4 protein-coding genes and 1 pseudogene are annotated in these 7,124 nt (G+C 69.9%); 2 read left to right on the forward strand and 3 right to left on the reverse strand.

Features of this window, described 5'->3' with window-relative positions; translation table 11 throughout:
• The 3 genes from AC3AYF_RS16160 to ptsP form a co-directional block, all read right to left on the reverse strand.
• A partial coding sequence (locus AC3AYF_RS16160) for a PTS fructose-like transporter subunit IIB (RefSeq protein WP_295036378.1) occupies window positions 1-687 on the reverse strand: 687 nt, incomplete at its 3' end.
• An 11-nt stretch (window positions 688-698) separates the two neighbouring features.
• Window positions 699-1,661, reverse strand: a complete 963-nt coding sequence (pfkB, locus tag AC3AYF_RS16165; protein ID WP_295036354.1) for a 1-phosphofructokinase — start codon at window positions 1,659-1,661, stop codon at window positions 699-701.
• Entirely contained in the window at window positions 1,661-4,558 is a 2,898-nt protein-coding gene (ptsP, locus tag AC3AYF_RS16170; RefSeq protein WP_295036355.1) for a phosphoenolpyruvate--protein phosphotransferase, read from the reverse strand. Before ptsP ends, pfkB begins: the two co-directional genes overlap by 1 nt.
• Window positions 4,559-4,838: 280 nt before the next feature.
• On the opposite strand from ptsP, the gene cra reads away from it, so the two are divergent.
• Together cra and AC3AYF_RS16180 are read left to right on the forward strand one after the other, a co-directional pair.
• Window positions 4,839-5,822, forward strand: coding sequence for a catabolite repressor/activator (gene cra, locus AC3AYF_RS16175; RefSeq protein ID WP_295036356.1), 984 nt, complete (start codon window positions 4,839-4,841; stop codon window positions 5,820-5,822).
• Between the two features lie 89 nt (window positions 5,823-5,911).
• Window positions 5,912-7,124: pseudogene (locus AC3AYF_RS16180) on the forward strand (alkaline phosphatase family protein); the annotation flags it as partial.

A 7,124-nucleotide genomic window follows, 5' to 3' on the forward strand; every position in this document is an offset into this window, starting at 1 on the left:
GCCGACCGACTCTACCTGCGCCTCCTCGAGGGCCTTCTGGATCGTCTGCTGCGGCTGCTTGAGCGCGCTGCTGGTAGAGGTGCGGTAGATCGGCTTGCCGGCGAAACGGGTGTCGTCGACCTCGATGTCACAGGCCAGCAGCACGATATCCGCCGCCTCGATGTCCGCTTCACCGATCGGATTCTGCGCCCCCACGGAGCCCTGGGTCTCGACGTGGATCCGGTGGCCCAGCGCCCGGCCGGCCTGCTCGAGGGCCTCGGCGGCCATGAAAGTGTGCGCGACCCCGGTTGGGCAGGCCGTCACCGCGACGATACGTCTGGCCCGTGAAGGCTCCGCCTCGGCCACCGCCGGGGCATTCGCAGGTTCGCTGGCGGCGTCGAACGCCGTCGCCTCGCGGGCGGCACGCTCGAGAAACGCCTCGGGATCGGGCAGCGCCTGCTGGACCGCTGCGCGATAGAGCCGCTTGCCGACGAAGCGCGACGGCTCGGGCACCCGATCAGCGGCCACCACGACCAGGTCCGCCTCGGCGATCGCCTGTTCCGATACCGGTGCGACCGGTTCGAGTTCGCCGTGCATCTCCACCCGGGGCTGCCAGCCGCGACGCAGCGCGGCCTGCTCCAGACGCCGCGCGGCCAGAAAGGTCGTCGCCATGCCGCTGGGGCAGGCCGTAATCAGAATGACGTTCATGCGTTCACCGTTCATGCCCCCTCCTGACGTGCGTCGCCGCAGCGAGTGACACGCGTCTGTTGCAGTAATTGCTGGAAATCCTCGACGTGCGGATCACCGACGCCGACATGCCGGACCGCTTCTGCCGCCAGCGCCGTTGCCTGGCGCAGGGCGTCCTGCGGTGACTGACCCGCGATCACCCCATGCAGCAGCGCGGCCAGCAGGGTGTCGCCGGCCCCCACCGTACTCTTGACCTCGACCCTGGGCGGGGTCGCCCGCCATGCGCCGCGCCGGCTGATCCACAGCGTGCCCTCCGCGCCCAGCGACAGTATCGACTCCTCGATGCCGGCCGCATGCAGCCGCCGGGCCGCATCGAGCTGTGATGCCGGTTCGTCCAGCGGACCGCCGGCCCACTCGGCCAGCTCCTGCTCGTTGGGCTTGACCGCGTGAGGCGAAACCGCCAGCGCTGCCGCCAGCGCCGGCCCGCTGGTATCGACCCAGATCGGGATACCGCTCGCCTTGAGCGTCTCGATCAGCGCGGCGAAGTCCGCCGCGGTGACGCCCGGCGGCAGGCTGCCGGTGACCACCACGGCCGACGGCGCCGAAGTCTCGCAGCAGGCGACCAGCGCGGCGGTCAGCTCGGCCAGTGCGGCCCCGGAGACCTCGACCCCAGGGCCGTTGACGTCGGTCACCCGGCCGTCGTCCTCGGCCAGCTTGGCGTTGATCCGGGTCTCGCCGGGCAGGCGCAGGCTGGCATCCTCGATGCCGTCGCGCCGGCAGGCCTGGACGAACGCGGTGTCGTTGTCCGCGCCCAGAAAGCCCGACAGCGTCACGCGGTGGCCCAGCGCCACCAGCACCTGGGCCACGTTGAGCCCCTTGCCGGCCGCCGCCAGATGCGACGACCGCGTGCGATTGACCGCCCCCGGCTCGAGTCGCGGCAACTGGATCGACAGATCCAGCGCCGGGTTGAGCGTCACCACCAGCACATGCGCCATCAGAGTGCCTCCAGCGCATCGCGCACGGCCTGGCTGGTGGCCTGGGCCAGCGCCGTCTCGGCATGCAGCCGCGCCGTTGCCTGGGTGATGCCGCGCAGGCGGGCCTTGACCATGGGTACCTGGCGCACCGACACCGAGAGCTCGTCGACCCCCAGCCCGACCAGCACCGGCACCGCGGCGGCGTCCGAGCCCAGTTCGCCGCAGACGCCGACCCACTTGCCCTCGGCATGGGCGGCATCCACCGTCATCTGGATCAGCCGCAGTACCGCCGGATGCAGGCCATCCGCCTGGGACGAGAGCTCGGGATGGCCACGGTCGATCGCCAGGGTGTACTGGGTCAGGTCGTTGGTGCCGACGGAGAAGAAATCGACCTCCGCCGCCAGGCTGGGCGCCAGCAGCGCCGCGGAAGGAATCTCGATCATCACCCCGACCTGGACGTCCGCCGCGCCGATCTCCTGCTGCAGCCGGTCGACGATCGCCCTGGCCTGGCGGTACTCGTCGACGTCCTTGACCATCGGGAACATGATCCGCAACGGACGATCGCCGGCGGCGGTCAACAGTGCCCGCAGCTGGGTTTCGAGGACGTCGGGGCGGGTCAGCGCCAGCCGGATGCCGCGCAGACCGAGAAACGGATTGTCCTCCGCCGCCACCGGCCAGTAGGGCAGCGGCTTGTCGCCACCGACGTCCAGCGTGCGCGCCACCAGCGGACGGCCATCGAGGGCATCGAAGGCGCGTTGGTACTCACCGATCTGGGTCTCCAGATCCGGCGCCTCCGGATGCGCCATGAACAGGAACTCGGTGCGCAACAGCCCGACGCCCTCGGCGCCCTGCTCGACGGCATCCGCGGCGTGGGCGGTGTTGCCCAGGTTGGCGGCGACCTCGACGCGGCGGCCATCCGCCGTGCGACCCTCCTCGAATCGCGAGCCGTGGGCCTCGCGGCGCAGTCGCTCCAGCTCCTTGAGCCGCAGTTCGGCGCGATCGCGGCGCTCCGCGCTGGGACGCACGATCACCCGGCCGAGATCGCCATCGAGGATCAGGTCATCGTCGTTGGCGAGCGTCAGGGCCCGCGGGCCGGCGCCCACCACCGCGGGGATGCCCAGCGCCCGCGCCAGGATGGCGCTGTGGGAAGTGGCGCCACCGCGGGCGGTCAGCAGTCCCCGCACCTGGGCGGTATCGAGACGCGCCACGTCGGAGGGCCCGATGTCGTCGGTAACCAGGATGTACGGGCGCTGCGGCGGTGTCGGCATCTTCACCCCGCACAACACGCCGAGCACGCGACGGCCCACGTCACGAAGATCCGCTGCCCGTTCGGCCAGGAGGCGGTCCGCCAGCACTTCCTGGGCACGGGCGGCGGTATCGATCGCCTGCCACCAGGCGGCTTCGGCGCTCAGGCCATCGCGCATGCCTTCGAAGGCCGCTTCGTGCAGCTCGGGATCGTCGAGCATCTCGGCGTGCATGGAGAGAATCTCGGCCACGTCGCCGCCCTTGGCGGTGCCGATCAGCGCGCGCAGCTGGTCACGCGCCTCGCTCAGGCTGGCCCCCAGACGCTCCCGCTGGCGTTCGGCATCCCCTCGTTGCTCCGGCGCCAGATCGCGAGCCCGCTCGGGATAATCGAAGCTGGGCGCGCGCATCACGAAGACCGGCGCGATCGCCAGGCCCGGCGAGGCGGCGGTGGCCGGCAATACCGTGTCGTCGGCGACAGGCTCCTGCGCGGCCCCTTCCGTTCGCGCCGCGCTCTTGTCTCGAGACGCGTGATCGGCGAGGCCGCCGTCCGCCAGCGGGCGCACCGACTCACCGAGCCCGGCCTTGACGGCGGCGACCATCGCCGCCAGCACCGCCTGGGCCCCCTCCCCCTCGGCGGAGAAGATCAGCGTCTGACCGCGTCGGGCGCCGAGCCCGATTACCTTGGTGAGGCTGGCGGCGGAAACCGTCTCCGCCGCGCCCTCCATCAGGCGCACGCGGACCGGCAGCGGCTGCTCGCGGGCCGCCTGGACCAGCAGCTTGGCAGGCCGCGCGTGCAGGCCATGCGCATTGAGCAGCGTTGCCCGGGCGGTCTCGGCACGGCTCGACTCGCCGGACAACCGCGCCAGGACATGATCCGCATCGGCATCGACCAGCGCCTCGCCTTCACCGCTATCCAGCAGATCCGCCAGCCGCTCCAGCAGCGCCCGGTGAACGTCGCCTTGCGCCGCCACGCAGAAGACGCCATTGACCACGCCTTTCGGACCGCTGAACGACCGCTCCGGTGTCGCCAGTGCCAGCGCCGGCTGGCTGACGCCGAGGGAAGCACTCACCAGCCACAGCCCCTGACCGAGCGCGACCGGCTCCTGCTCGGTGATCGCGGCGACGAAGCGCGCATCGACGCACTCCGCCTGGCGCAGTCGCGCCGCCGCCGCCAGCGCCAGCTCGAAACGGTCCCGCGCCGGGAAACCCAGGCACAGCGTGCCGGCGTCCAGACGAGCCCTGGCCGGCGGTTTGGCGAGCAGCGCCACCATCGCTTCGGCGCTGTCGGCGTTGGCGATGCGCTCGGCGACCCCTTCGTCGTCGAGGACGTGGGTCAAGCGGCGCAGCACGTCGAGATGCTCGTCGCTGGCGGCGGCGATCGCCACCAGCAGGAACACCCGGTTGCCGTCGTGCCAGGTCACGCCAGACGGGAACTGCAGCAGACGAACGCCGGTTCGGTGGATCTGCCCGCGGCTCTCCGGGGTGCCGTGGGGAATGGCGATACCGCTGCCGAGGAAAGTCGAGCCCTGCGCCTCGCGGGCATGCAGGGCATCGCGATAGTCGGCTTCGACCAGACCGGACTCGTGCAACGAGGCGGCGGCCTGATCCAGCGCCGCCTGCCAACTGTCGGCCTGGCAATCGAGCGCCGCGTCTTGCGGCTGGAGGGTCAACATAACGATCTCTCCGAGTGGGTCGTTCGATGCACGATACGCGGCCCGCCAGCCGCAGCGAAATCGGCGGGGCAGGCGGATTCATGGACGCTAGCTGAATCGTGTCACCTCAATGACACCAATGCTCTCTGCTGACGCGCGGTTTGGCAAGCTAGACCTTCGCCTCACGCTCGTCCCGGCACGGTCGCCGCCGAAATCGGACTGGGCCGACAGGACCCGACGCGGTATCGTTCAGACCGTGAAAATGCGCCGCCCTCTCCCATGGACATCGCAGGAGCCCTGCATGAAGCTTGCCGACATCGCCCGACTGGCCGGCGTTTCCCGCACCACCGCCAGCTATGTTCTCAACGGCCAGGCCAAGGCGAGGCGCATCAGCGAAGCCACGGTGGCACGGGTGCTGGCCGTCGCCAACGCCCACGACTACCGAATCGATGCCCAGGCGGCGGCACTGCGGGGAGGCGACAGCCGCACCCTGGGCCTGATCGTGCCGGATCTGGAGAACGGCAGCTACGCACGGTTGGCCAAGCGTCTCGAGCATGGCGCGCGCCGGCAGGGCTATCAGTTGTTGATCGCCGGTTCCGACGACGACCCGCAGAGCGAGCGCGAAGTCGCGAGATCCCTGCGCGCCCAGCGCTGCGACGTGCTGTTGGTGGCCAGCAGCTTGAGCCCCCGGGACCCTTTCTATGTCGAACTGCTGGCGCAGGGACTACCGATCATCGCCATCGACCGACCGCTGGATCCCGAACGCTTCGTCAACATCGTGACCAACGGGCGTGCCGCCGGCGAGATGCTGACCCGTTCGGTGCTGGCCGACGAGGTGACGGACGTGGTGTGGCTGGACGCCGTACCGGATCTCTCGATCAGCACCGAGCGGCGGCGCGGCTTTCTGGATGCTCTGGCCGGCGAGCCCCGGTGCCGTCCCCGCTGCTTCAGCGGCGAGCGCTACGATCACGATAGCGGTGCCTCGCTGATGCAGCGGCTGCTGGATGACGACGGCTTGCCGGACGCCATCGTCACCGCCTCCTATACCCTGATGGACGGCCTGCTCGACGTGCTGCTCGAACACGGCACCCCACCGGCCGACCTGCGCCTGGCCACCTTCGGCGACGACCGGCTACTCGATTTCCTGCCCTGCAAGGTGAACTCGCTGCCCCAGGACCACGACCGTGTCGCCGAACAGGCGCTGGCGAGAGCCATGCAAGCGGCCCGTGGCGACTACAGGCCGGGGCTGGACGTGATCGACAGGACGCTCAAGCGACGGCGCTGAACGCGATGCGATGGATCCTCCCCGGAAGCGTGGCCGGGAGCCACGACTGAAGTATGCTTGGCCCATCGATGCTTTCAGGAACCTGCGACTTGTCAGACGACCTCCCCGACATCCTGGCCGGGCCGATACTCCGCCGGGCGGCGCCCCAGCGACTGGTGCTGTGGCTGGCCGCATCGCGCCCGCTCGAGTTCCGGCTGACCCTGATCACCGACGACGCGTCGCGAACCCATGAGCTGGCAACGGCAACGACACGGGTGGAGGTGGGCGCCCGTGCCCACCTCTACCTGATCGACCTGGAGCTGGATGCCGCCCTGCCCCAGGATGTCCGCATCGCCTACGACCTCGCCTACCGTGGCGAGTCCGGATGGCACTCGATCGGCGACTGGGGCAAGTCACTGTGCTACGGCAGCGAACCGCTACCCACGCTGGTGCTGCGCTCGCGCTACGACAACCTGCTTCATGGCTCCTGCCGCAAACCCCACCACCCCAGCGAGGACGGCCTGGTGCGCGCCGACCGCTGGCTGGACGGCTGCCATGAAGACACCGCCGCCAGGCCGGCGGCACTGCTGCTGACCGGGGACCAGATCTACGCCGACGACGTCGCTGGCCCGATGCTGGCCGCCATCCATGCGTTGATCGCCCGCCTCGGCCTCTACGACGAATGCCTGGAAGGCACGGACATCGCCAGCGGCAGCGAACTCTACGCCCGCGACGAGACCTACTATCATCGTGACGAGCTGCTGCCGGCGATCCGTTCCACCGAGGCACTGCGCGAGAAGTTCTTCGGTGGCGTGCGCAAGCCGATCTTCACCACCGCCAGCGCGGAAAACCACCTGATCACCTTTGCCGAACTGCTGGCGATGTACCTGCTGGTATGGTCGCCGACACCCTGGCGGCTGATCGAGGTCGAGATGCCGCAACTGGCCGCGGAGGAGCAGGACCGCTACCGCGACGAGCAGCGGCATATCGAGGCGTTCGTCACCGGTCTGCCGGGCGTGGCACGCCTGTTCGCCCATCTGCCCACGCTGATGATCTTCGACGACCACGACGTCACCGACGACTGGAACCTCTCCGCTGCCTGGGAGGCCGCGGTCTACGATCACCCCTTCTCGCGCCGGATCGTGGGCAACGCCCTGATCGCGTACCTGTTCTGCCAGGGCTGGGGCAACGATCCCGATGGACTGGCCGAGCCGCTGAGCGCCAGTCGCGAATGGCTGGACTCCGCCAGCGGCGACGGCGCTTTCGACTGCCAGCTGCAGGACCGGCTGGTGACCCGGCTGCTGCGTTTCACCGGCTGGGGCT

The organism is Salinicola sp. (assembly GCF_982684285.1).